Origin of the sequence: Streptomyces sp. NPDC053427 (assembly GCF_044544985.1) — a bacterium.
Taxonomy (GTDB): Bacteria; Actinomycetota; Actinomycetes; order Streptomycetales; family Streptomycetaceae; genus Streptomyces.
This window is the reverse complement of the sequence record NZ_JBITYA010000007.1, coordinates 446,756-470,686: the sequence shown is the minus strand read 5'-3', so window position 1 is coordinate 470,686 and position 23,931 is coordinate 446,756. Positions and strand designations below refer to the sequence as shown.

Here is a 23,931-nt window from a genome sequence, read left to right as displayed (position 1 = left end):
GCGGCCTCGGGTACGACATGGCTCCCCTCCTTGGCGTCGGCGTCCGGCACTCGGGCCCGGAACGGCGGGGGAAGACAAGTCGGCGCGGCACGCCCCCGCGCGTGCGCTCAGCAGACACTATCGAGCACATGTTCAGTGATGCGAGGCGCGTTTGCCGATCCGGACGGCCCGGGTCCGGCGGAAAAACGACGGAGCGGCGGCCCGGAAGGAATCCGGGCCGCCGCTCCACGCTTCACCGCGCGGTGGTCACAGCCGCTCGGGCGTACGGATCCCCAGCAGCGCCATCCCCTGGTGCAGGGTGCGGGCGGTCAGGTCGCACAGGAAGAGGCGGTTCTCGACGACCTCCACCGGGTTGTCCTCGCTGACGACCTGGCACTGGTCGTAGAACGTCGTGAACAGCGAGGCGAGCCCGTAGAGATACGCGGCGAGCTTGTGCGGCTCGTACGACTCGGCCGCCTCCGCCAGGGTCTCCCCGAACTGGTCCAGGTGCAGCCCCAACGCCCGCTCGGCCGGGGCCAGTTCGAGCTCCGGGTGGGCCGCCGGGCGGGTCTCGCCGGCCCGCCGGATGATCGAGCGGATCCGGGCGTACGCGTACTGGAGGTACACGGACGTGTCGCCGTTCAGCGAGACCATCTGGTCCAGGTCGAACTTGTAGTCGCGGCCGGCCGACGTCGAGAGGTCGGCGTACTTCACCGCGCCGATGCCGATCTGGACGCCGTTCTCGACGATCTCTTCCTCGGTGAGGGCGATCTTCTCGTTGTTCTTCTCGCGCACGACCGCCGTCGCCCGCTCGATCGCCTCGTCCAGCAGATCCACCAGCCGCACCGTCTCGCCCTCACGGGTCTTGAACGGCTTGCCGTCCTTGCCCAGGACCGTGCCGAAGGCGAGCTGGACGGCGTCCGTCTTGTCGTTCAGCCAGCCGGCCCGCCGGGCGGTCTCGAAGACCATCTTGAAGTGGAGGGACTGGCGCACGTCGACGACGTAGAGGAGGGTGTCCGCGCCGAGGTTCTGGACGCGGTCGCGGATCGCGGAGAGGTCGGTGGCGGCGTAGCCGTAGCCGCCGTTGGACTTCTTGACGATCAGCGGGACGGGGTTGCCGTCCGGGCCCTTGACGTCCTCGAAGAACACGCACAGCGCGCCCTCGGAGCGCACCGCGACGCCGGACTCCTCCAGCAGCCGGCAGGTCTCCTCGAGCATGTCGTTGTAGCCGGACTCGCCGACGATGTCGGGGTCGCGGATCTCCATGTCGAGCTTGTTGAAGACCGAGTAGAAGTAGATCTTCGACTCGTCCACGAACCGCCGCCACAGCGCGAGCGTCTCCTCGTCGCCCGCCTGGAGCTCGACGACCCGGCGCCGCGCCCGCTCCTTGAACTCCTCGTCGGAGTCGAAGAGGGCACGCGAGGCCTTGTAGAGCCGGTTGAGATTGGACGCGGCTTCCTCGCCGGAGGCGTCGGTGCTCGCGCCGTCCTTGTGGTCCAGCTCGTGCGGGTGCTCGACCAAGTACTGGATGAGCATGCCGAACTGGGTGCCCCAGTCGCCGATGTGATGGCGCCGGATCACCTTCTCGCCGGTGAATTCCAGGATCTCGACCATCGCCGCGCCGATCACCGCGGACCGCAGATGGCCGACGTGCATCTCCTTCGCCACGTTCGGCTGCGCGTAGTCGATGACGGTCGTGCCGCCGTCGGCCGCGTACGGCACACCCAGCCGGGCATCGGCGGCGCGCTCGGCGAGGTTCCTGATGATCGCCTCGTCCGCGACGGTGATGTTGAGGAACCCGGGTCCGGAGACCTCGATCTCCTTGATCGCCGCGCCGCTCTCGCCGGTCGGGATGCCGGCCACGACCTGCGCCGCCAGCTCCCGCGGGTTGCCCTTGAGCTTCTTCGCCAGCGCCAGCATGCCGTTGGCCTGGAAATCGGCCCGGTCGCTACGTCGCAGCAGCGGGTCCGCGACGCCGGCCTCCGGCAGGGCTGCCGAGAGGGCGTCCGCGACGCGCTGGTTGACCGTAGCTGCGAGGGAAGTGACCGAGGCCATGGGGATGAGCTCTCTTCTGGAGGGAGGAGTCGTTGGAGTGGAAAGGGTTTGCCAGCGAGTATCCCACGGCGATACCACTGAATTTCTGTCCGGGCGACGTCTGGGAGAATGGCACCGACAGGCTTGTGTACGTCGGACGGCGGCGTCGGACGCACACCAGGGCGCAACGAGCAAGCACCAGGAAGAGGAAGGGCCGATCGTGGCTCAGCAGAGCACCGAGACCGACTGGGTCTCCAGGTTCGCGGACGAGGTCATTGCCGAGGCGGAGCGCCGCGCCCCGGGCAAACCGGTCGTCTGCGCCTCGGGCCTGAGCCCGTCGGGCCCGATCCACCTGGGCAACCTCCGCGAGGTCATGACCCCCCACCTGGTCGCGGACGAGATCCGCCGCCGTGGCCACGAGGTCCGCCACCTCATCTCCTGGGACGACTACGACCGCTACCGCAAGGTCCCGGCCGGCGTCGCGGGCGTCGACGACTCCTGGGCCGAGCACATCGGCAAGCCGCTGACCTCGGTACCGGCCCCGGCCGGCTCGGCGTACCCGAACTGGGCCGAGCACTTCAAGGCCGCCATGACCGAGGCGCTGGCCGAGCTGGGCGTCGCGTACGACGGCATCAGCCAGACCGAGCAGTACACCTCCGGCGCCTACCGCGAGCAGATTCTGCACGCGATGAAGCACCGCGCGGAGATCGACGCGATCCTGGGCCAGTACCGCACGAAGAAGGCCCCGGCGAAGAAGTCGCAGAAGCCCGTCGACGAGGCCGAGCTGGAGGCCGCCGAGGGCTCCGGCGCCGCCGGCGAGGACGACGGCAGCAGCGGCTCGGCCGGCTACTTCCCGTACAAGCCCTACTGCGGGCAGTGCGACAAGGACCTGACGACGGTCACCTCCTACGACGAGGAGAGCACCGAGCTCGCCTACACGTGCACGGCCTGCGGCTTCGCCGAGACCGTCCGGCTGAGCGAGTTCAACCGCGGCAAGCTGGTCTGGAAGGTCGACTGGCCGATGCGCTGGGCCTACGAAGGCGTGACCTTCGAGCCGTCCGGTGTGGACCACTCCTCGCCCGGTTCGTCGTTCGTCGTCGGCGGGCAGATCGTCCGCGAAATCTTCGACGGCGCCCAGCCCATCGGCCCCATGTACGCCTTCGTCGGCATCAGCGGCATGGCCAAGATGTCCTCCTCCAAGGGCGGCGTCCCCACCCCGGGCGACGCGCTGAAGATCATGGAGGCGCCGCTGCTGCGCTGGCTCTACGCCCGCCGCAAGCCCAACCAGGCCTTCAAGATCGCCTTCGACCAGGAGATCCAGCGGCTCTACGACGAGTGGGACAAGCTGGCCTCCAAGGTCGCCGACGGCTCCGCGCAGCCCGCCGACGCCGCCGCCTACAAGCGCGCCGTCGGCGTTGCCGCCGGCGAGCTGCCCACCACGCCGCGCCCGCTCCCGTACCGCACCCTGGCGTCCGTCATGGACATCACCGCGGGCCACGACGAGCAGACGCTGCGGATCCTGAGCGAGCTGGACCCCGACAACCCGGTCCGCTCCCTGGACGAGGCCCGGCCGCGGCTCGACAAGGCCGAGTACTGGATCACCACCCAGGTCCCGGCCGAAGCGCGCACCGTCGTCCGCGACGAGCCCGACAAGGAGCTGCTGGGCTCGCTGGACGAGCAGGGGCGCACCTCGCTGCGGCTGCTGCTCGACGGCCTGGACGCGCACTGGTCGCTGGACGGTCTGACCACGCTGGTCTACGGCGTGCCGAAGATCCAGGCGGGCCTGGAGCCGGACGCCAAGCCCACGCCGGAGCTCAAGGTCGCCCAGCGTGCGTTCTTCGCACTGCTCTACAACCTGCTGGTCGGCCGGGACACCGGGCCGCGGCTGCCCACCCTGCTGCTGGCGGTCGGCGCGGACCGGGTGCGCAAGCTGCTCGGCGGCTGAGCGACCGCCGCTGAGTCGTAGGCGCCGGTCCGGGCGTGCGACTTCCGGACGAGGACGGGTTCGGCCCCGGGGACGAGGAGCCCCGCGGCCGGACCCGTCACGCTGGAGGCATGAGGGGAATCATCGGCTTCATCGCCATGCTCCAGGGGGCGGTGGGCTTCGTCGGCCAGGTGTTCTTCGACAAGAACTGGGGGATCATGGCCCGCTTTTTCGATCCGCCAGTGGCGGCCCACCTGGGGGTGTTCGCCGCCGGTGCGGCGCTCGCCGTATGGGGCGAACTGGACAAGAAGCGCAAGCAGAAGCGGCTGAAGGGCGGGGCGGCGTAGGGCCGCCGGCCCGCTGCGGGAGCCGTCCGGCTCTCCCCTGCCCCTGCCGCCCCCGTTACGGGAGGTATTCGGTCTCCATCTCCGACCGGAACCGCATCTGGAACTCCCGCACGAAACCGCGCAGATATCCCTCGGTCAGCGGGCCGCCGTTGCGCCCCGTGACCCCGTGGGAGTCCAGCAGATAGCGACCGAACTGCCGGGAGTCGGGGAACGTGTGCTTCTCGGCGACATAGGCCCGGAAGGCCAGGAAGTACGCCTCGTCGCGGGGGACGTCGTCGGGGAGGGTGGCGATCGGGGGGAGCGCTTCGGGGTTCGGCTCCGGCTCCGCTTCGAGGGCACCGGCGGGGCCCAGGGGGCGGCTGCGGCCGGGACCTACGGGGACCGTCAACGGGGGCGTGCCGGCGGGCTGTTCGGGGGCGGCGATCGCGTGGGCGGCCGCCTGGAGGTCCTCGGTGGCGGTCTCGCCGAAAACCTCGTCGACGGTCTCGCGCCGGGGCTCCCACGACGCGGTGTCTGCCTGCGCTGCGTCGTCCGTCCGCGCCGTGTCTGCCGGCGCCAGGACTGCCGGAGCGGTGTCCGTCGGCGCTGTGGCCGTCGGCACCGGGCGTTCCGCCACTCTCTGTGCCGGGACGCCGTACGGCTTCGCCTCGGGGCCCGGCACCGGATCCGTGCCCGCCGGCATCAGCACCGGCGGGGCTATCCCCGCGGCCGTCAGCCCGGCCGGCGCGGTCTTCGCCAGCGGCACCCCGTACCGCGCCAGCCGCAGCGGCATCAGCGACTCGACCGGCGCCCGACGCCGCCACGCCCGCCCGTAGCGGGCCCGCAGCCGCGCCTGGTAGACGAGGCGGTCCTGCTCGAGCTGGATGACCTGGTCGTAACTGCGCAGCTCCCACAGCTTCATCCGGCGCCACAGCCGGAACGTGGACGGGAAGGCGAGCAGCCAGCGGGTGAGCCGGACGCCCTCCATGTGCTTGTCGGCCGTGATGTCGGCGATCCGGCCGATGGCGTGCCGGGCGGCCTCCACGGCCACCACGAACAGCACCGGGATGACCGCATGCATGCCCACGCCCAGCGCGTCCGGCCAGGCGGCCGCGCCGTTGAACGCGATCGTCGCGGCCGTCAGCAGCCACGCCGTCTGGCGCAGCAGCGGGAACGGGATGCGGATCCAGGTCAGCAGGAGATCCAGCGCCAGCAGGACGACGATCCCCGCGTCGATGCCGATCGGGAAGACGGCCGAGAACGCCCCGAAGCCCTTCTTCTCGGCCAGCTCGCGTACCGCCGCGTAGGAACCGGTGAACCCGATGGCCGCGATCAGCGCCGCACCGGCGATGACCACGCCGATCAGGATGCGGTGCGTACGGGTCAACTGCGCCGTCTTCGTCGCGGACACCCGCGGTTCCTCCCCGGCCTCGGCGAAATGGCGCGCCTAGCGTGGCACACCCGGTCAAGCCGGGGCCGGGGAGGGCCCGGGGTCACGGTGATGCGGCGGTGTTGCGGCGCTGTGGTCAGCCGTTCGCCTTGATGGCGGCCTGCACGGCCTCCTTGGCGGCGGCCTGGGCCTTCTTGAGCAGGTCGGCGCCCTTGGGGGTGTCGGCGCCGGCCAGGCCCGAGCCGTTGTAGTTGACCGTGACGACGATGTTGGCGGTGCGGGCGATCACCGTCGTGTTCTTGAAGGAGTTGCCTTCCCTCCTCACGTCGTAGGTGATCGAGGTCGCCTCGTCGCCGGTTCCGGAGGTCTTGACGGCCTCCAGCTTCTTGGCGCCCGTGGTGGCCTTCGCGTCGGAGACCTGCTTGGCGTAGAAGTCCGCGGCGCGCTTCTCGCCGGAGCCGATCTTGGGGTTCGGGTCCGAGCTGTAGCGCTGGAATCCGACGTCCAGCCAGCGGAACTGGGTGCCGTCGACGCCCTGGTCGTCGGAGCTGTCCCACGAGCAGGTGCCGTGCGCGTTGTCGGTGATGCCGCCCTGCTTCCCGGCCTCGCTCTTCGTCTCGGGCACCAGCTTGTCGAGGGTGCCCTTGGAGAACGCCTCACACGGCTTCGGCAGCGCGGCGAACTTCGCGGCCGCAACGGTCGGCGACGGGCTGCTCGACTTGCTGGGCGCTTCGGAGGAATCGTCGGAGCTCTTGGTGTCCGAGCCGGAGCAGCCGGCGACGAGCATCACCGGGACTGCTGCGCAGGCGAGAAGGCTGGCGAGTCGCTTGGCTGAACGGTGCATGGTTCCTTCGCTGTTCGTCGTCGTGGCGGCCGCCCCACCGCGCGTACGGGGGTCGTGCGGACGTTCGCACGGGGGCGGGGCTAGACGGCACGGTACGCGGCGGAGCGGGATCGGTGGCCGATTCGTGTCGTTTGACTGAGCGGATGAATAGGGCGTTCCGCACTCGACGCGACCATTGCCTCAATTCACCCAATCGGGACTATTCACTCAGTCGGTCGGCGAGCTCTCCGGCCAGCGAACGGGCCTTGTCCTGCAGTTCCTGGCTCTCCGGCAGGTTGGCCTTGTCCGTCGACCACTGGTCGTATGTGATCGTCACGATGACGTTCGACGTGCGAAAGACCACAGTGATGTCGCGGTGCACACCGGAGTCCGCGGTGGCCAGTTTGTCGTTCAGGAACGCCGCGTCACCCAGGCCGGCCAGGACGCGCGGCGCGGTGGAGCTGCCGGGGTCCGTGCTCGCCTCGGCGGACGGCGAGGCCGGGCCGCCGGACGGCTTCCCCGTGCCGCCCTTGCCGCCCGTGCCGCCCTTGGCGTCCTTGCCGCCCTTGGCGGTCTTCGCCTCCGGCGTGCTCTTGGGGGTCGAGGGCGGCCGGGTGGGCGTCGCGGAGCCGTCGGACGGTATTTCGGCGGCCAGCTCCTTGCCGGCGTAGATCTCCTGGGCCCGGTCGTCGTCGCCGACGGCGGGGTCGTACGAGACCACCCGCACGATGTCGAGCGCCAAGTGACGGGTGCCCTCGGTCGTCTCGCGCTTCCATCGGCAGCCGACGCGGCGGTCGGTGTCATAGGTGACATCGGCCTGGCCCGCGTAGATCTTCTCCGCGTCCTCGCGGGAAAGCTGCTGGTCGTCGCCGGGCAGCAGGCCGCGTACGGTGCTGCGCGCGGGGAGCCGGCAGGCCTCCGGGAGGGTCTGGTAGCGGCCTGGCTCGACGGCCTGGCTCGACGTGGAGGTGTCGCCGCCCTTGTCGTCGGCGGCCCCGCCGTCGGTGGTGGAGCCGGCGGTGCAGCCGGTGAGGCCGACGGCGAGCGCCGCGGCGGTCACCAGTACGGCACCGGGGGCGAACGACTTCCGTAGCGACTTTCGCTGCGTGGCTCGCTGCGTGACCGGCTGCATGGCTCGCTGCACGGTTCGTTGCATCGTTCGCGGCTCCTTTCCTGTGGAGTCCTCCACGAAATGTGGTTGCCGCCGGGCGGCGGCCGATGGGCACAATGTCTACCGCACGTCTTGCCGCGAACGTCGGCCAACCGTCCAAGATCCGATGAGTTGTCCGCGTTTTGCGTTTTATCTGTTTTCGGGGGAAAGAAGAAGTTATGTCGTACACCGAGGTGCCCGGCGCACAGGTGCCGATCCGCATGTGGACGGACCCGGCCGCGGTCGAGGGCGTCGCGATGCAGCAGCTGCGCAATGTCGCCACCCTGCCGTGGATCAAGGGCCTGGCCGTGATGCCGGATGTGCATTACGGCAAGGGGGCCACCGTCGGCTCGGTGATCGCGATGCGGGGCGCGGTCTGCCCGGCGGCGGTCGGTGTCGACATCGGCTGCGGGATGAGCGCGGTGAAGACCTCGCTCACCGCCAACGATCTTCCCGGTGACCTCTCCCGCCTCCGCTCCAAGATCGAGCAGGCGATCCCGGTCGGGCGCGGGATGCACGGCACCCCCGTCGACCCGGGGCGGATGCACGGCTTCCCGACGGCGGGGTGGGGCGACTTCTGGGCGCGGTTCGACGGAGTCGCCGAGGCGGTCAAGTTCCGTTATGAGCGCGCCACGAAGCAGATGGGTTCGCTCGGAAGTGGCAACCACTTTCACGAGATCTGTCTCGACGCGGACGAGTCCGTGTGGATCATGCTGCACTCCGGATCGCGCAACATCGGCAAGGAACTGGCCGAGTACCACATGGGCGTGGCCCAGAAGCTGCCGCAGAACCAGGGGCTGGTCGACCGCGACCTCGCCGTCTTCATCGCCGACACCCCGCAGATGGCGGCGTACCGGAACGATCTGTTCTGGGCGCAGGAGTACGCCAAGCACAACCGCGACATCATGATGGCCCTGACCCAGGACGTGATCCGCCGTGAGTTCAAGAAGGCGAAGGTCACCTTCGACGAGGTCATCTCCTGTCAGCAGGAAGATGCCGAGGGCGGGATGCAGACCGTCGAGTACCGGCCCGGCGTGATCAGCTGCCACCACAACTACGTCAGTGAAGAGCGCTACGACGGGATGGACCTGCTGGTCACTCGCAAGGGAGCGATCAGCGCCCGAGGCGGGGAGTGGGGGATCATCCCCGGCTCGATGGGTACCGAGTCGTACATCGTCCGCGGTCTGGGCAACCCGAAGTCCTTCAACTCCGCCTCCCACGGGGCCGGCCGGAAGATGAGCCGGAACGCCGCCAAGAAGCGGTTCTCCACGCGGGACCTGGAGGACCAGACCCGGGGCGTCGAGTGCCGTAAGGACACGGGCGTGGTGGACGAGATCCCCGGCGCGTACAAGCCGATCGGCAAGGTGATCGAGCAGCAGCGGGACCTGGTCCAGGTGGTCGCCAAGCTCAAGCAGGTCATCTGCGTGAAGGGCTGAGGACGGCGCCGCCGGTTCTGCCGGTCTTGGTGTCCTGCCTGTCCGGGCGGTCCTGCCGGTCTTGGCGGTCCTGCCGGTTCCGGGGCGTGCGCGCCGCGGGACCGGCTTGCGGTGAGCGCCGGGCCCACTCGTGCGGAGCGTCGTGCGGGGCCCGCGGGTCCGGGCCGTCCCGGACCCGCGAGCCCGGCGCGCGTCGGTCGTCTCCCGCGGCTTCGGGGCCGTCCATGGCCCCGAGCGGCACGCCGAGCTAGCCCGCCACCCGCCGTGGCCTCCGCTTCCCCTGCCGCTGGATCACGTACTCGGCCGCGATCAGGTTGAGGACAAGGGCGGTCCAGGCCGTCCCGCTGGCGATGTCGTGTGAGGCGGCCAGTTGGTCGCCGCCGTAGCCGACCGGGTCGGAGAGCCGGGCGGCCACGAGGTGTTCGAGCAGGGGCTGGATGAGGCGGGAGGTGATGGCGACGAGGGTGAGGGCGAAGTTGCGGATCATCCAGACGCGGTGGTCGGCGTAGCGGCGCCGGAGGGCGGCGCGGTAGCCGGCGAGCGCGGTGCCGATCCAGAGGATGTCGAGGACGGCCAGGGAGAGCTGGTTGCTCAGGCCCGTGGGCGCGAAGTAGACGACGGGGATGCCGACGAGAGCGGACGGGAAGACGCCGGCGAAGAAGTAGCCGCGGCCGGTCCAGCGGTGCACGGCCGGATGGCGGCGGCGCAGCCAGGGCCAGAACTGGGCGATGCCGGTGAGCACCGCGAGGGCGGCGGTGAAGATGTGCGCCAGGAGCAGTGCGTAGTGGAGCTCGCTGCGTGGGGGGACGCGGCTGGTGCCCAGGTCCGGGGGAATGTAGGCGCTCAGGGCGCGGGCGGTGACGAGGACGATCACCGCGGCCAGGGGGATCAGCCACCAGGCGGCGCGGCGGCGTCGGGGGCGGGGCACGGTCGGGCCGGGCGGTCTGGCGCGGGTGGTGGCGGGGTCGTCCGAATGCGTCGCGGAGGTCATGCGTCCACTGTCGCGACGGCGGCGCCGCGGGACACGGGGCCGGGACACCCGGTTGGGGGTGTACCCAGGCCCCGTACGCGAGGGGGCGGCCTCAGGCGGGGAGCGGGGCGGGCGGCGGGCGAGGGGCCCGCCGGCCGCGGGCCGCGGGCCGGTGCGCCGTGCCGGTGTGGCCTCACATGGTGCGGTGGACCTTGGAGTTGGAGGCCTGGGCGCGCGGGCGGACGACCAGGAGGTCGATGTTGACGTGCGCGGGGCGGGTGATCGCCCAGGTGATGGTGTCGGCGACATCGTCCGCGCTCAGCGGCTCGGCCACGCCCTCGTAGACCTTGGCGGCCTTGGCGGTGTCGCCGCGGAAGCGGGTGGTGGCGAACTCTTCGGTCTTGACCATGCCGGGGGCGACCTCGATGACCCGTACGGGCTCGCCGCACAGCTCCAGGCGGAGGGTCTCGGCGATGACATGCGCGCCGTGCTTGGCGGCGACATAGCCCCCGCCGCCCTCGTAGGTGGCGAGGCCGGCGGTGGAGGACAGCACGACGACCGTGCCGTCCCCCGATGCCGTGAGGGCGGGCAGCAGGGCCTGGGACATATGGAGCACGCCGAGCACATTGACCTCGTACATCGCGCGCCAGTCGGCCGGGTCACCCGTGGCGACGGGCTCCGCGCCGTAGGCGCCGCCGGCGTTGTTGACCAGGACGTCACAGCGGTCGAGGGAGGCCGCGAAGGCATCGACGGCGGAACGGTCGGTGACATCGAGGGCGTATGCCTCGGCGTGCGGCAGCTCGGCGGCGAGCTCCTCGATGCGGTCCTTGCGGCGGGCCGTGAGGACGACGCGGTACCCGGCCGAGGCCAGCTGCCGTGCGGTGGCGGCGCCGATGCCGCTGCTCGCTCCGGTGATGACGGCGGTACGGGCACCCGCGGCGGCACCCGGGGTGCGGCCCTCGGCGGTGCGGGCGTCGTTGCGGGCTTCGGCGGTCATGCGCTCTCCTCGTGGCCGGGATGGAGGCCGGGCGGGGGCCGGGGTGTGGCCCGGGTGACCGTGCCCCGCATTCCTCAAGAGCTTGGGGCGGGGGCCGGGCGGCGGACGGTGGTTGATCAGGCGGTACCTGGCCAGGATATGCAGGCGCGGGTCAGCGGCCCCGTGGGGCGTACATGATCACACCCATGCCGGCCAGGCAGATCAGCGCGCCGATGACGTCCCAGCGGTCGGGGCGGTAGCCGTCCGCGACCATGCCCCAGGCCAGCGAACCGGCGACGAAGACCCCGCCGTACGCGGCCAGAATGCGGCCGAACTCGGCATTCGGCTGGAGGGTCGCCACAAAGCCGTACAGGCCCAGGGAGATCACCCCCGCGCCGATCCAGATCCAGCCCTTGTGTTCCCGGACCCCCTGCCAGACCAGCCAGGCGCCGCCGATCTCGAAGAGCGCGGCGACGACGAACAGGGCGAGGGAACGGGAGATCAGCATGACGGCCAGGGTAGGGAGCGGCACGCCGCGGTAGCGGGCGGGCGTCATCGGGAACGCCGATGGCGGTGCCCTGTGAGAGCTTCGAGGGCATGCTCATCGAACGTGCCTACGTGGACCTGCCGGAAGGCGAGGGAACGGCCGACGACGGCTGGCCCTGGACCGTGCCCTGTGTGCGGCAGCTGGTCGAGGAGGGGCTGACCTTCCGGGCCCCGGTGACCTTCCTCGTGGGGGAGAACGGCTCGGGGAAGTCGACCTTGGCGGAGGCGCTGGCGGAGGCCTTCGGGCTGGATTCTTACGGTGGCGCGGCGGGCTACAAGTACGCCGGTCCGCGAGCGCCGTCGGAGCTGGGCGCACTGCTGCGGTTCGATCCCACGCACGCCGGCCGACGGATGCTCCGGGGTCCGCGCACCCGACGCCGCGGCTTCTTTCTCCGGGCCGAGACCGCGCTCGATGCGCTGAGCCGCGCGCGGCTGACGCAGGACCCGGACGAGATGAGCCACGGCGAGGGCTTCCTGCTGGCCTTCCGGGAGAAGTTCGCGCAGCCGGGGCTGTATGTGATGGACGAGCCGGAGGCGGCACTGTCGTTCTCCTCCTGTCTTCAACTGGTCGGCTTGATGGACGAGTTGGCCGCCATGGGCGCGCAGGTCGTCTGTGCCACGCACTCGCCGGTACTGACGGCGCTGCCCGGCGCCGAGATCATCGAGGTCGGTGAGCACGGACTCCGGGCCGCCGAGTGGGCGGAGCTGGGCCTCGTCGATCACTGGCGCCGATATCTGACCGATCCCGGGGCCTATCTGCGGCATGTGCTCACCTGACCTCGCGCTCCGCGGTCATGAGGCGACGGCGACGTGGTCGGCCGGACCGGCCGGGCCCGCCCCGGCGGGGGCTATCGCCGCGCCCGTCCAGTGGACGAGAGCGGTACGGAGCGCGGTGGTGCGCTCGGCCGGTGCGGTGGCATCGGTGGCCCAGGCGACATAGCCATCGGGGCGGACGAGCAGGGCGGTGCGGCGGTCGCTCTCCCAGGAAGCCGTGGCGATGCGGTCGGCGGCCGGGCGGAGGGAACCGGTCTCGTCGGCGGGGGCGATGAGGACGAACTTCCCTTGCCGGAGGAGTTCGTACAGGCGGCTGCCGTCGGCCAGGCGGATGTCGGGGGCGCGGCGGCCGGCGAGGGGGTGGGCACCGCGGGCGGCCGGATAGGCGACGTCGATGGCGGAGACGGCGCCGATCGCGCGGCGGGACAGCGGGCTCATGCGGTTGATGAGCCGGGCGGCGAGCCCCCGGGCGGCGCGGCCCGGCGTCGAGCGCAGCAGCGCGAGCCGGATGATGGCGCCGCTGCTGCGGAGCACCTGCTTGCCCACCGGGTGCCGTTCGGCCTGATAGCTGTCCAGCAGGCTGTCGGGGGAGTGGCCCTTGAGCACCGCCGCCAGCTTCCAGCTGAGGTTGGCCGCGTCCTGGAGCCCGACGTTCATGCCCTGGCCGCCGGCGGGGGAGTGGACATGTGCGGCATCGCCCGCGAGGAAGACGCGGCCGACGCGGTACGCGGGGGCCTGGCGTTCGTCGCTGTGGAAGCGGGAGATCCAGCGGGCGTCGTGCATGCCGTAGTCCGTGCCGAGGGCGAGCCTGGCGACCTCCCGGACCTCGTCGAAATCGGCCGGGGCGTCGTCGTCGGCCTGGGCGTGGCGGTTCCAGCCGATGACGCGGTACCAGCCGTCGCCGAACGAGCCGATCAGGGCGAAGGCATCGCGGCCGGCGTTGACGGTGAAGGGGGAGGGGGGCTCCTGGGCCAGTCGGACATCGGCGAGAACCACGGAGCGGATGACGGACTTGCCGGGGAAGGGCAGGCCGACGGCTTCACGGACCGCGCTGCGGGCGCCGTCGGTGCCGACGACATAGGCGGAGCGGGCGCTGCCGGTGCCCCCGGGCCGACGGAGGCGCACCGTCACGCCCTCCGCGTCCTGCTCGACGCCCAGCACCTCGGACTCGTACCGGAAGGTGACGCCGGCCTGCCGGGCCCGCCGCTCCAGCAGGCGCTCGACCTCGTACTGGGGGGTGATCAGTACGAAGGGGAAGCGGGACGGGAGCCGGGACGGGGCGAGGGCGACCTTGCCGAACAGGGTGAGGGAGCCGAGCCGGTGGCCGCCGGCGATGAGCTCGTCGGCCAGGCCGCGGGCATCCAGCTGCTCCAGCGAACGGGCATGCACCGCGAGGGCGCGGGTGAGATTGCTGAGGGTCGCGGGGCGGCGCTCCAGAAGCGTGACGCGCAGCCCGGCCTCGGCGAGGTCGCCGGCGAGGAGCAGGCCGGTCGGGCCGGCGCCGACGACGATGACGTCGCTGTGCGGGGTCTCGGGGGGCGTCGTCGGATCGGTGGTGCTGGGCTCGTGGTTCGTCGCCGTCATGGCCGCCTCCAGTGCCAACAGTGCCAACGTTGCCAACATGTGTTGGTCAACGCTTGTTGGCAACAACGGTAGGACGCCCGGGAGTAGCATGTCAACACTTGTTGGCCTACATTTGTTGGCATGGCCGACAGCAGACCCCCCACCAGCCCTTCCCGCGCCCCCGACGTGGACCTCGACGCACCCCCCGTCGCCGCCGAGGCCCCCCACGCCGGCGCCCATCCCCGCCCCCGCCGCTCCGCAGCCACCCGCGCCGCGATCCTCGCCGCCGCCCGGGACCGCTTCGCCGCAGACGGCTACGAACGCGCCACGATCCGCGCCATCGCACGGGACGCGGGCATCGATCCGTCGATGGTGATGCGCTACTACGGCAACAAGGAGGGCCTCTTCGCGGCCGCCTCGGAGATCGACCTGCGCGCCCCCGACCTCACCCAGGTGCCGCCCGACGAGGTCGGCGCCCGGCTCGTCCGCCACTTCATCGAGCGCTGGGAGGGCGACGAGACGCTGACCGGCATGATGCGCGTCGGCGTCACCAACGCCGCGGGCGCGGAACGGATGCGCGGGATCTTCGCCGAGCAGATCGGGCCGGTGCTCGACGCCGTCTGCCCGGTGCCCGAGGAGTCGGCCACCCGCGCCGCGCTGATCGCCTCGCAGATCCTGGGCATGGCGCTGTGCCGCTATGTCCTGCACGTGCCGCCCGCCGTCGCCCTCACCCACGACGAACTCGTCGCCTGGCTGGCCCCCACCGTCCAGCGCTATCTGACGGCCGAACGGCCCTGAGGACCCGCCCCGCGGCTCAGCGCCCGTACGCCGTCGGGGACACCCCCACGGTCGCCGTGACATCGCGGATCAGATGCGCCTGATCGCTGTAGCCCAACTCGGCGGCGACCGCTGCCCAGTCGGCCGCGGCCCCGGAGGCGGCACGCTCCAGGGCCTCATGGACGCGATGGCGCAGCAGCACCCACTTGGGGCTGACCCCGACGTACCCGGCGAACAGCCGCTGCAGCGCCCGTACGGACATCCCCTCGTCCCGCGCGAAGTCCGCGACCCGCCGGATCGTACGGTCCCGGCGGATCCGGTCGGCCAGGCGCATGGCGAGCCCGGTCTGCTCCAGGACCCGCGGCCCGCCCCGTAGCAGCGGGGCCAGAAAAGCGTCGAGCGCCGCCACCCGGGCGTCCTCGTCGTCCGGCTCCAGCACACCGGGCGCGGCGGCCGCACCGGAACCGGAACGCTCCGCACCGCCGAACACCACATCGAGCGGCAGTCGCCGCCCCGTCCAGTCCGTGACCGACCGCCCCGGCGCGAACGGCCGGAAGCCACCTGGCCGGAACTGCACCCCGCACACCCGCCCCCGCCCCACCAGCTTCTGCGAGAACAGCTCCAGCCCGACACCCGCGACCTCGCCGAAGCCCGGCCGGTCCGCGTACCGCTGGAAGACGATGTTCACGGACGGGTGCGGGACGACATGTGTGGCGTACGGCTCGGCCAGATCCCAGTCGATCAGCCAGTAGTGCTCGACGTACGGGCGCAGCGGCACGGCGGGGACGCGGCGGCGGAACTGCACCCGGGTGAGGAGTTCCCGGGCATCGACGATGCCCCGGGTATCGCGCCGTGGAGCGGTCATGCCAACGAGCCTACGGCGCGTCATGACGCGCACGAAGGCTTCCGACTGTCGCGTTTTTTCAAGCCACCGGCGAGGGGGGCTCGTAGCGTCGGGCACATGACGGAAGAACCCCTCGGCGAACCTCTCAGCCATGCCCTCGGCGAACCCCTCGGCGAACCCCTCGGCGAACTGCTCGACGCGGCCGCCGCAGCCGCGCTCCCCGTGCTGCGCGGCGTGCGCGACGACCAGCTGGACCGGCGGACGCCGTGCGCCGAATACGACGTACGGGCCCTGCTCAACCACCTCTTCCAGGTGATCGTCGAGTTCCAGGCGCTGGCCGCCAAGAAGGACGCGGACTTCAGCCGTACGCCCGACCGGATCGCCGAGTACGGCGCGCAGTGGCCGGACCGGCTCTCCGAGGAGACGGCGCGGCTGGTCGAGGCCTGGGCGGCGCCGGGCGCGGAGGAAGGGCTGAGCGGGGGGATGCAGCTGCCGGCCCGGATCGTCGGCGGGATGGTGCTGCTGGACCTGACGGTGCACGCATGGGACGTGGCGCGGGCGACGGGCCAGACCTACGCGCCGGCCGCGGGGTGCCTGGCCGAGCTGCGCTCGCTGGTCGCCCAGATGTCCCCGACGGCCCGGAAGATGAACGTCTTCGCCGCACCGGTCCCCGTACCGCCGGGCGCGTCCGACATCGAGGGGCTGCTGGCGGAGACGGGCCGCGATCCCCACTGGACGGCGGGCTGACCGGCCCTCACGAGGCAGGGGGCGGGCCTGAGGGGGGAGCCGACCGGCCCGGAGCGGACGCCGCCCGCTCCGCCACCCGCCCCAGATGCCCGTCGAACACCCGCCGCGCCTCCGGGGTCAGCGTCCGCAGGGCCACCATCGCCGTCACGATCACATCGCACAGCTCGCTCTGTACGTCGTCCCAGGTGTGGGTATGGCCCTTGCGCGGGTTCTGGCCGGTGGCCCCGATGACGGCCTGCGCGACCTCGCCCGACTCCTCCGAGAGTTTGAGGATCCGCAGCAGCCGCACCTGTTCGGGCGGCAGCACGCACTCCCGGTCCAGCCAGCGCACCAGCTCCTCGACGGTCTCCCACACGGCCGTCCCCGCCAACGCACCGTCGGCTCCCGACCCGGTAGCGGATCCCGCCTCGGACACGGTCACGGCGTCGGTCACGACATCGGGCACGGCGTCAGGCATGCCGTCGGGCGTGACTTCTGACACGGCATCAGGCATGGCATCAGGCATGGCCCAATTGTGCCCGCGCCCCGCCCGCCCCCTGCCTAGGGTGTGGGGCAAAACCAGGAGTACGGGAGGCCGTAATGCACCAGCCGACGCCCGAGGCCCTGATCGACTTCTACGGACTGGTCCCGCTGCCCCGTGAGGGCGGGCGGTTCCGGCGTACCTGGGCCGGGCCCGAGCGGGCGGACGGGCGTCCGGAGGGGTCGGCGATCGTCATGCTGCTGACCGCGGAGCCCGGTGACTTCTCCGCGCTGCACCGGTTGCCGACGGACGAGATCTGGCACTTCTACCGGGGCGATCCGCTCACCCTGTTGCTGCTGCACACGGACGGCACCGCCCGTACGGTCGTCCTCGGCCCGGACATCCTGGGCGGGCAGCACGTCCAGTTCACCGTTCCGGCCGGTACGTGGATGGCCGCCGCGGTCGCCGACGGCGGTTCCTGGGCGCTCTTCGGCTGCACCATGGCGCCGGGCTTCACCTTCGAGGACTACGAGCACGGGGACGCCGCCGAACTGACGGCGCGGTTCCCCCAGGAGGCGGCGCGGATCGCGGCGCTGAGCCGGCCATGACAGGGGAGACGCCCCCCTGTGGGGCCCACAACGCGGTCGGGGGGTCGGCTACTCCCGAGGGGGCCGACGGTTCCGGAAGTACACCCGAACGTGTGAGCGACACGCCCGGCCACCAGGACGGACGCGGTCGGCCAGGCGAGCCCCGGCGCTCCCCGGCCGCCGGAACGCGGCCGAGCCTGCCCGACCTCACCGGCCAAGTCGCCCTGGTCACCGGCGCGGGCGGCACCCTCGGCCGCGGGATCGCGCTGCGGTTCGCCGCGGCCGGCGCCGCCGTGGTGGCGCACTACCGTACGGCTGCCGATGCCGCCCAGGACCTGGTCCGGCGGATCGAGGCGGACGGCGGGAGCGCCCTGGCACTGGCCGCCGATCTGGCCGTCGAAGAGGAGTGCCACCGGCTCGTGTCGGAGGCGGCCGCATGGCGCGGGCGGCTGACCGCGCTGGTGAACAACGCGGGGGTGCAGCCGACGCAGGAGCTGGCGGGCATGTCGCTCGCCGACTGGCGGGCGGTGGCGGACCCGAACGTCCACAGCGTCTTCGCCTGCACACAGGCCGCGGTGGACGTGATGCGGGCGGGCGACGGGGGATCGGTGACCCATATCGCCTCCATCGAGGCGGCCCGGCCGGCGCCGCTGCACGCCCACTACAGCGCGGCCAAGGCGGCGGTGGTGATGCACGCACGGTCCGCGGCGCTCGAGTACGGGGCGTACGGCATCCGCGTCAACAGCGTCTCACCAGGGCTGATCGCACGTCCCGGCCTGGAGGACGACTGGCCGGAGGGAGTGCACCGCTGGCAACGGGCGGCGCCCGCCGGACGGTTGGGGCGGCCCGAGGACGTCGGCGATGCCTGTGTCTTCCTCGCCTCGCCGATGGCCTCCTGGATCACCGGTCACGATCTCGTCGTGGACGGCGGGGTCTCGGCCCGCCCTACGTGGTGACGCGCCCACGACGGTGCCGCGGCGCCGTCGCACCACCGCCCGACAGGCATCTGCGACGGCATTGCACCTGGTCATGAGCCTTATCTCGGCAGTGGCTGCAAGGGAGTTGCGGTGCCACGATGAAGTGTATGGAGGGACGCTCGCACCACCACCACCACCACCACGATCACCCTCACCGGCCCGGCAGGGCTCGCTGGACGGCGGCATCGGCCGTGTCAGCCGTACGCCACCGGGCCGCGCACCTGCTGAAGCCGCACGGCCACGAGGCGGCGGACAAGCTCGACCCCGCGATGGAGGCCTCCGGCGAAGGGATGCGCACGCTGTGGATCTCGCTGGCCGTCCTGGGGCTGACCACGGCGGTGCAGGCCGCGGTCGTCGTCCGGTCGGGGTCGGTGGCGCTGCTGGGCGACACCGTTCACAACGCCGCCGACGCGCTGACCGCCGTTCCACTGGGCATCGCGTTCGTGCTGGGCCGGCGCGCGGCCGATCGCCGCTACACCTACGGATACGGGCGGGCCGAGGATCTGGCCGGTATCGCCATCGTGCTGACGGTCGCCGCGTCGGCGGTGGTCGCCGCCTGGGAGGCCGTCGACCGGTTGCTGCACCCCAGGGACGTCTCCCACCTCGGGGCGGTGGCGCTGGCCGCGGTGGTCGGGTGCGTCGGCAACGAGTGGGTGGCCCGCTACCGGATCCGTACCGGCCGGAAGATCGGCTCGGCGGCGCTGGTCGCCGACGGACTGCACGCTCGGGCCGACGGATTCACCTCGCTCGCGGTGCTGCTGGGGGCGGGCGGCGCGGCGCTCGGTTGGCGCGCGGCCGACCCGGTGGTCGGCCTGCTGATCACCGCCGCCATCGCGCTGGTGCTGCGGGACACGGGCCGGGAGGTCTGCCGGCGGCTGATGGACGCCGTCGATCCGGAGCTGGTCGAGCGGGCCGAGTCCGCGCTGCGCGGCGTGCCGGGGGTGCGGGACATCGGGCCGGTGCGGATGCGGTGGATCGGGCACACGCTCCGGGCCGAGGCGGACATCGTGGTCGACCCGCGGCTGCCGGTGCTGGCGGCGCACGAGCTGGCGGTGGCGGCCGAGCACGCCCTGATCCATGCCGTACCGCGGCTGACCGGGGCCACCGTCCACACGGACCCCGCCCCCGCCCTCCTCGACGGCGCCGCCGCCGATCCGCATGCCGCGCTGGCGCATCATCACCCTCACCGCCACGATCGGCGTCAGCAGCACGCAGCCGTCTGACGCTTCACGGCGATCACCCGGCGCGTCGCCGGGTATCCGAGGTGCGCACGGCGCGGGAGGGGCCGCCGGACGGCCCCCGCCGAGGCCTCGGCGGGGTGGTCAGGGCCACACCAGGCAGTACGCCTGATGCCCCGCCTCGTGCAGCCGGTGGCTGAAGTCCTGCCACTCGTGCAGGAGCTGGTAGACGGTGTAGGCGTCGCGCGGGCCGCCGCGGTCGGGGACGGTGGACCAGATGAAGGCGGCCGCGCCGACCGATTCCTCGCCGACGCCGCGCAGCGGGTCGACGACCGTCATGGGGAGTTTGACGACGGCGTAGTCGGGGTGGAGGACCACCAGCTCGAGCGGGGGAACCTTATGGAGGGGTATGCCCTCTATACCGGTGAGGACCATGGCGGCCATCGTCTCCGGCTTGATCTTGGTGAACATGCCGCCCATGCCGAGCTCGTCGCCGCCGAGTTCCTCGGGGCGCATGGAGATCGGGACCCGGGCCGCCGTCGCGCCGTTCGGCGCACCGAAGTATTTGTACGTCACCCCCATGCGGCCGCCCCTGTTGTCCCCGCCCGTGATGCCCTCGACGTCCTCACGCCGGTGACGGCCGCGCTGGGCGCGCTCGGGACCCCGGTCATCGGTCCCCTCACCCAGTTCGCCACCGCGATGCATATCTCCACCCGACCACTCGCAGCTCCAGCCGCGCAACCCGATCATCGTCCCAGAGACCTCCCCCGTCACCGGCGCATGAAACGCCCGGCCACGCGCCCCGGTGTGCCTCTGAGACCATTGCTTGCGTGACTTACTCGTACGTCGCCCCAGTTTTGCAGACGCACGGGGGCTGACGCCCGGTCGAGAGCGAGAGGAATCAAAAAGGGACCGAGATGGAACCGCGCGGCGCCCCAAGAGGTCCGCGAGGGGATTCCGCACCGTTGTCAGCCGGGCCGTGTCCGTGTGCCACCGCCCTCCCTCCGTTTACGCAGGTCAGGATCACAGTGTCTTTTCCGTATGAAGCCCCTGTTTCGCAGTCGCTGTTCGACCGGGCGTCCGTGGTGACCCCGGGCGGCGTCAATTCCCCGGTGCGGGCGTTCCGGGCCGTGGGCGGTACGCCCCGGTTCATGGTGTCTGGTACGGGTCCGTACCTCACCGACGCCGATGGCCGGGAGTATGTCGATCTGGTGTGTTCGTGGGGGCCGATGATCCTCGGCCACTCGCACCCCGAGGTGATCGCCGCCGTCCAGGAGGCGGTCGCCCGCGGTACGTCGTTCGGCACGCCCGGCGCCGGTGAGGTCGAGCTGGCCGAGGAGATCGTGGCCCGCGTCGAGCCGGTCGAGCAGGTGCGGCTGGTCTCGTCGGGCACCGAGGCGACGATGTCGGCGATCCGGCTGGCGCGCGGGTTCACCGGACGGGCGAAGGTGGTCAAGTTCGCGGGCTGCTACCACGGGCATGTCGACGCGCTGCTCGCCGCGGCCGGTTCGGGCGTGGCGACCTTCGGTCTGCCCGACACGCCGGGGGTGACCGGCGCGCAGGCCGGCGACACCATCGTGCTGCCCTACAACGACCTCGAGGCGGTCCGGGCCGCGTTCGCCGCGCACGAGGGCGAGATCGCGTGCGTCATCACGGAGGCGTCGCCGGGGAACATGGGCGTGGTGCCGCCGCTGCCCGGCTTCAACAAGGGCCTCAAGGACCTCTGCTCCGCCAACGGCGCGCTCTACATCTCCGACGAGGTCATGACCGGCTTCCGGGTCAGCAAGGCCGGCTGGTACGGCATCGACGGCGTCCGTCCGGACCTGATGACCTTCGGGAAGGTCATGGGCGGCGGCTTCCCGGCCGCGGCCTTCGGCGGTCGCGCCGACGTCATGGCGCACCTCGCCCCTGCCGGACCGGTCTATCAGGCGGGCACCCTGTCGGGGAACCCGATCGCCACCGCCGCGGGCGTCACTCAGCTGCGGCTGCTGGACGACGCGGCGTACGAGAAGGTCGACGCGGTCTCGGCCGAGCTGCGGGCGCTGGTCGGCGAGGCGCTGACCAAGGCGGGCGTGGCGCACCGGCTCCAGGTGGCGGGCAACATGTTCTCGGTCTTCTTCACCGACCAGGACGTGCGGGATTACGAGACGGCGAAGACGCAGGAGTCGTTCCGCTTCACCGCCTTCTTCCACTCGATGCTGGAGCAGGGCGTCTACCTCCCGCCGTCCGCCTTCGAATCGTGGTTCGTCTCCACCGCGCACGATGCGGCGGCCGTCGAGCGGATCGCCGCCGCGCTGCCGGCCGCGGCGCAGGCCGCCGCCGAGGCGACCGCGTGAGCGCGACGGACCGGACGACGGCGGACCGGAAGAAGGGCGACGGCGACATGAGCGGCGACGACATCACCGTGGTGCATGTGATGCGGCACGGTGAGGTGCACAACCCGGAGGGCGTTCTCTACGGGCGCCGCCCCGGCTATCACCTCTCCGACCTGGGCCGGAAGATGGCCGACCGGGTCGCGGAGCATCTGGCGGAGCGGGACATCACCCATGTCGTCGCCTCCCCGCTGGAGCGCGCGCAGGAGACCGCGCTGCCGATCGCGGGCGCGCACGGACTGGATCTGGCCACCGACGAGCGGCTGATCGAGGCGGGCAATGTCTTCGAAGGGAAGACCTTCGGGGTCGGCGACGGCGCGCTGAAGAAGCCGGGGAACTGGAAGTACCTGACGAATCCGTTCCGGCCGTCGTGGGGCGAGCCGTACATCGAGCAGGTCGTACGGATGATGGCGGCGCTCGGCGCGGCGCGGGACGCCGCACGCGGGCACGAGGCGGTGGCGGTCAGCCATCAGCTGCCGATCTGGATCGTGCGCAGCTTCGCCGAGCGGCGGCGGCTGTGGCACGACCCGCGGAAGCGGCAGTGCACGCTCGCCTCGCTGACGTCGTTCACCTTCCACGGCGACAAGATCATCTCGGTCGGCTACAGCGAGCCGGCACGCGACCTGGTTCCCTCCCATCTTCTGGCGGGCGCCAAACCCGTCAAGGGAAATTCCAAGGCTTTCGGGGCCTGATGCTGCCTCAATTGGCGGAATGTCAAACGCCAGGAAAACAAGAGATTTGAGCGCATAAACCGGAACCCCACCGTTCGACATGCCCTCTGCGCGGTTGTCCGTTTATATGGATATCGAGTACGGCGAGTACGGATGGGGTCACGGTATGCGTGCGATCAGTCGGCGGGACCTGCTGGGTATGGGAGTTGGCGCGGCGGCGGCCTTCGGCATAGCAGGCTGCTCCTCGTCCGGTTCGGGCGAGGAGGCGGACAAGCAGCGGGTGCAGAACTCGGTGCAGGCCCGTTCGAAACTCATCGGCGACGGCTCGACGGCCAATTCCGGCGCGCAGCCCCATCAGCCCGGAAAACCCGAACGGCTGGAGCCCGGTCAGACCCCGCCGCAGTTCGTGGTGTTCTCCTGGGACGGCGCGGGAGAGGTCGGCAACGGCCTCTTCCCGCGCTTTCTCAAGCTCGCCAAGGACCACGGCGCGGCCATGACGTTCTTCCTCTCCGGCCTCTATCTCCTCCCGGAATCCCAGCGCCATCGCTACGAACCGCCGAACAACCGCCGCGGCGCCTCCGACATCGGGTATCTCGCCGACGACCACATCAAGGCGACGCTGAGATACGTGCGCGAGGCCTGGCTGGACGGCCATGAGGTCGGCACCCACTTCAACGGCCACTTCTGCTCCGGCTCGGGCAGCGTCAGGAACTGGACGCCGCAGCAATGGCAGTCCGAGATAGACCAGGCGATGGAATTCGTCACCAAGTGGCGTACGCATACGGGGTTCACGGACATAGAACCGCTGCCGTTCGACTACCGCAAGGAATTGGTCGGCGGCCGCACCCCCTGTCTGCTCGGCCAGGGAAACCTGCTGCCGACCGTCAAGGAGCTCGGCTGGCGCTATGACGCCAGCTCGCCCGGCGGTCTCCAGATGTGGCCCAGGAAGAAGTCCGATATCTGGGACTTCCCGCTCCAGCAGGTTCCCTTCCCGGGTCACTCCTTCGAGGTCCTCTCGATGGACTACAACATCCTCGCCAATCAGTCGCGGAACTCCACCAAGGCGCCGCCGGCCAATTACCCCGGATGGCGGCAGCAGGCCACCGGGGCTTATATCTCCGGATTCGAGCGGGCCTACGAGACCAACCGCGCGCCGTTCTTCATCGGCAACCACTTCGAGCAGTGGAACGGCGGCATCTACATGGACGCCGTCGAGGAAGCGCTCAAGCACATCGCCGACGACAAGAACCGGGATGTGCATCTCGTCTCCTTCCGGCAGTTCACCGACTGGATCGACGCCCAGGACCCGGAGGTGCTGGCCAAGCTCCAGCGGATGGGCGTGGGCGAGCGGCCGGCCGGCGGCTGGAACGCGTACCTCTCGGCGGCCTGAGACACCGGGCGCGCCCCGGTTCCGTACGTCCTGACAT

At 71.3% G+C, this 23,931-nt stretch carries 23 protein-coding genes; 12 read left to right on the top strand and 11 right to left on the bottom strand.

Going from position 1 to position 23,931, the window contains the following annotated elements; genetic code table 11:
• Nucleotides 1-246: 246 nt before the first annotated feature.
• Nucleotides 247-2,034: an arginine--tRNA ligase gene (gene argS / locus ACIGWZ_RS22400; RefSeq protein ID WP_400067196.1), complete on the bottom strand. Its 1,788-nt coding sequence runs from the start codon at nt 2,032-2,034 to the stop codon at nt 247-249.
• 199 nt (nt 2,035-2,233) lie between these two features.
• Between argS and lysS the strand changes: the two genes are divergently transcribed.
• Nucleotides 2,234-3,958: a lysine--tRNA ligase gene (gene lysS / locus ACIGWZ_RS22395; protein ID WP_400067194.1), complete on the top strand. Its 1,725-nt coding sequence runs from the start codon at nt 2,234-2,236 to the stop codon at nt 3,956-3,958.
• 110 nt (nt 3,959-4,068) lie between these two features.
• Nucleotides 4,069-4,284: a hypothetical protein gene (locus ACIGWZ_RS22390; protein ID WP_400067192.1), complete on the top strand. Its 216-nt coding sequence runs from the start codon at nt 4,069-4,071 to the stop codon at nt 4,282-4,284.
• Between the two features lie 55 nt (nt 4,285-4,339).
• On the opposite strand, the gene ACIGWZ_RS22385 is transcribed toward ACIGWZ_RS22390, so the two are convergent.
• The 3 genes from ACIGWZ_RS22385 to ACIGWZ_RS22375 all read right to left on the bottom strand — a co-directional run bounded on the left by ACIGWZ_RS22385 (nt 4,340) and on the right by ACIGWZ_RS22375 (nt 7,632).
• A complete protein-coding gene (locus ACIGWZ_RS22385) occupies nt 4,340-5,674 on the bottom strand; it encodes a DUF2637 domain-containing protein (protein WP_400067190.1) in 1,335 nt (444 codons plus the stop codon).
• Nucleotides 5,675-5,789: 115 nt separating this feature from the next.
• Entirely contained in the window at nt 5,790-6,497 is a 708-nt protein-coding gene (locus ACIGWZ_RS22380; RefSeq protein WP_400067188.1) for a DUF3558 domain-containing protein, read from the bottom strand.
• Between the two features lie 199 nt (nt 6,498-6,696).
• Nucleotides 6,697-7,632 carry a hypothetical protein gene (locus ACIGWZ_RS22375; RefSeq protein WP_400067186.1) on the bottom strand — a complete coding sequence of 312 codons (936 nt, stop codon included), beginning with the start codon at nt 7,630-7,632 and terminating at the stop codon, nt 6,697-6,699.
• Nucleotides 7,633-7,805: 173 nt separating this feature from the next.
• Between ACIGWZ_RS22375 and ACIGWZ_RS22370 the strand changes: the two genes are divergently transcribed.
• Nucleotides 7,806-9,062 carry an RtcB family protein gene (locus tag ACIGWZ_RS22370; RefSeq protein ID WP_400067184.1) on the top strand — a complete coding sequence of 419 codons (1,257 nt, stop codon included), beginning with the start codon at nt 7,806-7,808 and terminating at the stop codon, nt 9,060-9,062.
• A 247-nt stretch (nt 9,063-9,309) separates the two neighbouring features.
• Here ACIGWZ_RS22370 and ACIGWZ_RS22365 read toward each other — a convergent pair whose 3' ends face one another.
• The 3 genes from ACIGWZ_RS22365 to ACIGWZ_RS22355 form a co-directional block, all read right to left on the bottom strand.
• Complete coding sequence (locus ACIGWZ_RS22365) at nt 9,310-10,053, bottom strand: DUF2306 domain-containing protein (RefSeq protein ID WP_400067183.1); 744 nt, start codon at nt 10,051-10,053, stop codon at nt 9,310-9,312.
• Nucleotides 10,054-10,225: 172 nt separating this feature from the next.
• Complete coding sequence (locus ACIGWZ_RS22360) at nt 10,226-11,029, bottom strand: SDR family NAD(P)-dependent oxidoreductase (protein WP_400067181.1); 804 nt, start codon at nt 11,027-11,029, stop codon at nt 10,226-10,228.
• 151 nt (nt 11,030-11,180) lie between these two features.
• The gene (locus tag ACIGWZ_RS22355; RefSeq protein ID WP_400067179.1) at nt 11,181-11,516 is read right to left on the bottom strand and encodes a YnfA family protein; all 336 of its coding nucleotides are present in this window, start codon (nt 11,514-11,516) and stop codon (nt 11,181-11,183) included.
• Between the two features lie 89 nt (nt 11,517-11,605).
• On the opposite strand from ACIGWZ_RS22355, the gene ACIGWZ_RS22350 reads away from it, so the two are divergent.
• Nucleotides 11,606-12,331 (top strand): ATP-binding cassette domain-containing protein, encoded by a 726-nt coding sequence (locus ACIGWZ_RS22350; RefSeq protein WP_400067177.1) that lies wholly within the window; start codon nt 11,606-11,608, stop codon nt 12,329-12,331.
• A 15-nt stretch (nt 12,332-12,346) separates the two neighbouring features.
• Here ACIGWZ_RS22350 and ACIGWZ_RS22345 read toward each other — a convergent pair whose 3' ends face one another.
• The gene (locus ACIGWZ_RS22345; protein ID WP_400067175.1) at nt 12,347-13,912 is read right to left on the bottom strand and encodes an FAD-dependent monooxygenase; all 1,566 of its coding nucleotides are present in this window, start codon (nt 13,910-13,912) and stop codon (nt 12,347-12,349) included.
• 120 nt (nt 13,913-14,032) lie between these two features.
• Here ACIGWZ_RS22345 and ACIGWZ_RS22340 point away from each other — a divergent pair, with 120 nt between their 5' ends.
• Nucleotides 14,033-14,689, top strand: coding sequence for a TetR family transcriptional regulator (locus tag ACIGWZ_RS22340; RefSeq protein ID WP_400067173.1), 657 nt, complete (start codon nt 14,033-14,035; stop codon nt 14,687-14,689).
• A gap of 16 nt (nt 14,690-14,705) precedes the next feature.
• Here the strand turns inward: ACIGWZ_RS22340 and ACIGWZ_RS22335 are convergent, their stop codons facing one another.
• Nucleotides 14,706-15,533 carry a DUF6597 domain-containing transcriptional factor gene (locus ACIGWZ_RS22335; RefSeq protein ID WP_400067172.1) on the bottom strand — a complete coding sequence of 276 codons (828 nt, stop codon included), beginning with the start codon at nt 15,531-15,533 and terminating at the stop codon, nt 14,706-14,708.
• Nucleotides 15,534-15,629: 96 nt separating this feature from the next.
• On the opposite strand from ACIGWZ_RS22335, the gene ACIGWZ_RS22330 reads away from it, so the two are divergent.
• Nucleotides 15,630-16,259 (top strand): TIGR03086 family metal-binding protein, encoded by a 630-nt coding sequence (locus ACIGWZ_RS22330; protein ID WP_400067170.1) that lies wholly within the window; start codon nt 15,630-15,632, stop codon nt 16,257-16,259.
• A gap of 7 nt (nt 16,260-16,266) precedes the next feature.
• Here the strand turns inward: ACIGWZ_RS22330 and ACIGWZ_RS22325 are convergent, their stop codons facing one another.
• On the bottom strand, nt 16,267-16,716 hold the full coding sequence (locus tag ACIGWZ_RS22325) for a MazG-like family protein (RefSeq protein WP_400067168.1): 450 nt from the start codon (nt 16,714-16,716) through the stop codon (nt 16,267-16,269).
• Nucleotides 16,717-16,838: 122 nt separating this feature from the next.
• On the opposite strand from ACIGWZ_RS22325, the gene ACIGWZ_RS22320 reads away from it, so the two are divergent.
• The 3 genes from ACIGWZ_RS22320 to ACIGWZ_RS22310 all read left to right on the top strand — a co-directional run bounded on the left by ACIGWZ_RS22320 (nt 16,839) and on the right by ACIGWZ_RS22310 (nt 19,506).
• Nucleotides 16,839-17,327, top strand: coding sequence for a cupin domain-containing protein (locus ACIGWZ_RS22320; protein ID WP_400067166.1), 489 nt, complete (start codon nt 16,839-16,841; stop codon nt 17,325-17,327).
• A gap of 176 nt (nt 17,328-17,503) precedes the next feature.
• Nucleotides 17,504-18,262 (top strand): SDR family NAD(P)-dependent oxidoreductase, encoded by a 759-nt coding sequence (locus tag ACIGWZ_RS22315; protein WP_400067287.1) that lies wholly within the window; start codon nt 17,504-17,506, stop codon nt 18,260-18,262.
• Between the two features lie 128 nt (nt 18,263-18,390).
• The gene (locus ACIGWZ_RS22310) at nt 18,391-19,506 is read left to right on the top strand and encodes a cation diffusion facilitator family transporter (protein WP_400067164.1); all 1,116 of its coding nucleotides are present in this window, start codon (nt 18,391-18,393) and stop codon (nt 19,504-19,506) included.
• 99 nt (nt 19,507-19,605) lie between these two features.
• On the opposite strand, the gene ACIGWZ_RS22305 is transcribed toward ACIGWZ_RS22310, so the two are convergent.
• Complete coding sequence (locus ACIGWZ_RS22305; protein ID WP_400067162.1) at nt 19,606-20,166, bottom strand: hypothetical protein; 561 nt, start codon at nt 20,164-20,166, stop codon at nt 19,606-19,608.
• 323 nt (nt 20,167-20,489) lie between these two features.
• Between ACIGWZ_RS22305 and hemL the strand changes: the two genes are divergently transcribed.
• The 3 genes from hemL (at nt 20,490) to ACIGWZ_RS22290 (ending at nt 23,894) form a co-directional block, all read left to right on the top strand.
• Nucleotides 20,490-21,797 carry a glutamate-1-semialdehyde 2,1-aminomutase gene (gene hemL, locus ACIGWZ_RS22300; RefSeq protein WP_400067160.1) on the top strand — a complete coding sequence of 436 codons (1,308 nt, stop codon included), beginning with the start codon at nt 20,490-20,492 and terminating at the stop codon, nt 21,795-21,797.
• A gap of 47 nt (nt 21,798-21,844) precedes the next feature.
• Nucleotides 21,845-22,525 (top strand): histidine phosphatase family protein, encoded by a 681-nt coding sequence (locus ACIGWZ_RS22295; protein ID WP_400067285.1) that lies wholly within the window; start codon nt 21,845-21,847, stop codon nt 22,523-22,525.
• Nucleotides 22,526-22,670: 145 nt separating this feature from the next.
• Entirely contained in the window at nt 22,671-23,894 is a 1,224-nt protein-coding gene (locus ACIGWZ_RS22290) for a hypothetical protein (protein ID WP_400067159.1), read from the top strand.
• Nucleotides 23,895-23,931: the final 37 nt, after the last annotated feature.

What these genes read in the sequence shown, in the direction of transcription:
- ACIGWZ_RS22335 (WP_400067172.1), bottom strand. Translation starts at nt 15,533, where the DNA reads ATGACCGCTCCACGGCGCGATACCCGGGGCATCGTCGATGCCCGGGAA.
- ACIGWZ_RS22350 (WP_400067177.1), top strand. Translation starts at nt 11,606, where the DNA reads ATGCTCATCGAACGTGCCTACGTGGACCTGCCGGAAGGCGAGGGAACG.
- ACIGWZ_RS22310 (WP_400067164.1), top strand. Translation starts at nt 18,391, where the DNA reads ATGGAGGGACGCTCGCACCACCACCACCACCACCACGATCACCCTCAC.
- ACIGWZ_RS22340 (WP_400067173.1), top strand. Translation starts at nt 14,033, where the DNA reads ATGGCCGACAGCAGACCCCCCACCAGCCCTTCCCGCGCCCCCGACGTG.
- ACIGWZ_RS22325 (WP_400067168.1), bottom strand. Translation starts at nt 16,716, where the DNA reads ATGCCTGACGCCGTGCCCGATGTCGTGACCGACGCCGTGACCGTGTCC.
- ACIGWZ_RS22305 (WP_400067162.1), bottom strand. Translation starts at nt 20,166, where the DNA reads ATGCATCGCGGTGGCGAACTGGGTGAGGGGACCGATGACCGGGGTCCC.
- ACIGWZ_RS22320 (WP_400067166.1), top strand. Translation starts at nt 16,839, where the DNA reads ATGCACCAGCCGACGCCCGAGGCCCTGATCGACTTCTACGGACTGGTC.
- ACIGWZ_RS22390 (WP_400067192.1), top strand. Translation starts at nt 4,069, where the DNA reads ATGAGGGGAATCATCGGCTTCATCGCCATGCTCCAGGGGGCGGTGGGC.
- ACIGWZ_RS22355 (WP_400067179.1), bottom strand. Translation starts at nt 11,516, where the DNA reads ATGCTGATCTCCCGTTCCCTCGCCCTGTTCGTCGTCGCCGCGCTCTTC.
- ACIGWZ_RS22330 (WP_400067170.1), top strand. Translation starts at nt 15,630, where the DNA reads ATGACGGAAGAACCCCTCGGCGAACCTCTCAGCCATGCCCTCGGCGAA.
- ACIGWZ_RS22360 (WP_400067181.1), bottom strand. Translation starts at nt 11,029, where the DNA reads ATGACCGCCGAAGCCCGCAACGACGCCCGCACCGCCGAGGGCCGCACC.
- ACIGWZ_RS22365 (WP_400067183.1), bottom strand. Translation starts at nt 10,053, where the DNA reads ATGACCTCCGCGACGCATTCGGACGACCCCGCCACCACCCGCGCCAGA.
- ACIGWZ_RS22345 (WP_400067175.1), bottom strand. Translation starts at nt 13,912, where the DNA reads ATGACGGCGACGAACCACGAGCCCAGCACCACCGATCCGACGACGCCC.
- ACIGWZ_RS22380 (WP_400067188.1), bottom strand. Translation starts at nt 6,497, where the DNA reads ATGCACCGTTCAGCCAAGCGACTCGCCAGCCTTCTCGCCTGCGCAGCA.
- ACIGWZ_RS22295 (WP_400067285.1), top strand. Translation starts at nt 21,845, where the DNA reads ATGAGCGGCGACGACATCACCGTGGTGCATGTGATGCGGCACGGTGAG.
- ACIGWZ_RS22370 (WP_400067184.1), top strand. Translation starts at nt 7,806, where the DNA reads ATGTCGTACACCGAGGTGCCCGGCGCACAGGTGCCGATCCGCATGTGG.
- argS (WP_400067196.1), bottom strand. Translation starts at nt 2,034, where the DNA reads ATGGCCTCGGTCACTTCCCTCGCAGCTACGGTCAACCAGCGCGTCGCG.
- ACIGWZ_RS22290 (WP_400067159.1), top strand. Translation starts at nt 22,671, where the DNA reads ATGCGTGCGATCAGTCGGCGGGACCTGCTGGGTATGGGAGTTGGCGCG.
- ACIGWZ_RS22375 (WP_400067186.1), bottom strand. Translation starts at nt 7,632, where the DNA reads ATGCAACGAACCGTGCAGCGAGCCATGCAGCCGGTCACGCAGCGAGCC.